The following is a 1068-nucleotide window of genomic DNA, read 5'->3' on the forward strand; positions in this document are numbered from 1 at the left end:
ATAGCGATCGTGTTTGGGCCCTTGCCCATGAGGCGAAGGCGTTCTTTAAGGACGGGCACGTTTCGTGAAGCGCTAAGGGCCACGATGTAGAGAGCCTCACGCACCTTTCGTCGCCCGCCCCAGATGCGCCTTGCCCCTCGCCAAGTGCCGCTCTCCCTTGCATGTGGCGCCAGGCCGGCAAGAGAGGCGACGTGGCGTCGGCAGAGCGTGCCGAGTTCGGGGAGCTCGCCTAGTGTCAGGACTCGTTGATCAGAGCCAGAAGATGACGGCGGCCGCGATGCAGATGGCTGAGAAGAAGGTGTGGGCGCATCGGTCGTAGCGGGTGGCGATGCGTCGCCAGTCCTTGAGGCGGCCGAACATGATCTCGATCCTGTGGCGCTGCCTGTAGAGTACGGGATCGTGGGGGACCGGGTTCTTGCGCTTGGCCCGTGACGGAATGCAGGCGGCGATGCCGCGCTCGGCGAGCGCGTGGCGCAGCCAGTCGGCATCATAGCCCTTGTCGGCCAGCATTTCCTTGGCGGGCGGCAAGTGCGCCAGCATCAGGCGGGCGCCACGATAGTCGCTGGTCTGGCCCTCGGTGAGCGTCATGACGAGGGGACGCCCCTGTCCGTCGCAGACGGCGTGCAGCTTGGAGTTCAGGCCGCCCTTGGTGCGTCCGATACGTCTGGGAACATCCCCCCTTTAAGCAGGCTCGCCGCCGTGCGGTGCGCCTTCAGATGCGTGGCATCGATCATGATGCGCTCCGGTCTTGATCCTTCACCCGCAAGCGCGGCGAAGATGCGGTTGAAGACGCCAAGCCGCGACCAGCGGATGAAGCGGTTGTACAAGGTCTTGTGCGGCCCGTAGTCGGCCGGCGCGTCCTTCCACTGCAAGCCGTTGCGGATCACGTAGACGATGCCGCTCACCACCCGCCGGTCGTCGACGCGCGGTACCCCATGGGACAGCGGGAAGTGCGGCGATATCCGCGCTATCTGGCGCTCGCTCAACAGAAACAGCTTGGCCATCGGAAGTTCCTCCAATGCCTAACTGAACCACGCCTCAAAACAAATTAATAGGTCCTGAGCCTAG

1 protein-coding gene and 1 pseudogene are annotated in these 1068 nt (G+C 64.0%); both read right to left on the bottom strand.

Translation table 11 applies throughout. From position 1 onward, the window contains the following. A pseudogene (locus tag NS365_RS24655) lies at nt 1–227 on the bottom strand (transposase); the annotation flags it as partial. 22 nt (nt 228–249) lie between these two features. Further along, nucleotides 250–1004, bottom strand: a protein-coding gene (locus tag NS365_RS23905; protein ID WP_244498533.1) for an IS5 family transposase whose coding sequence is annotated in 2 segments (ribosomal slippage) — nt 250–669 and nt 672–1004 — 753 coding nt in all. Because the reading frame shifts where the segments join, the coding sequence is not laid out codon by codon here. Nucleotides 1005–1068: the final 64 nt, after the last annotated feature.

Source organism: Aureimonas ureilytica (assembly GCF_001475935.1).
In the GTDB taxonomy this organism is placed as follows: domain Bacteria; phylum Pseudomonadota; class Alphaproteobacteria; order Rhizobiales; family Rhizobiaceae; genus Aureimonas; species Aureimonas ureilytica_A.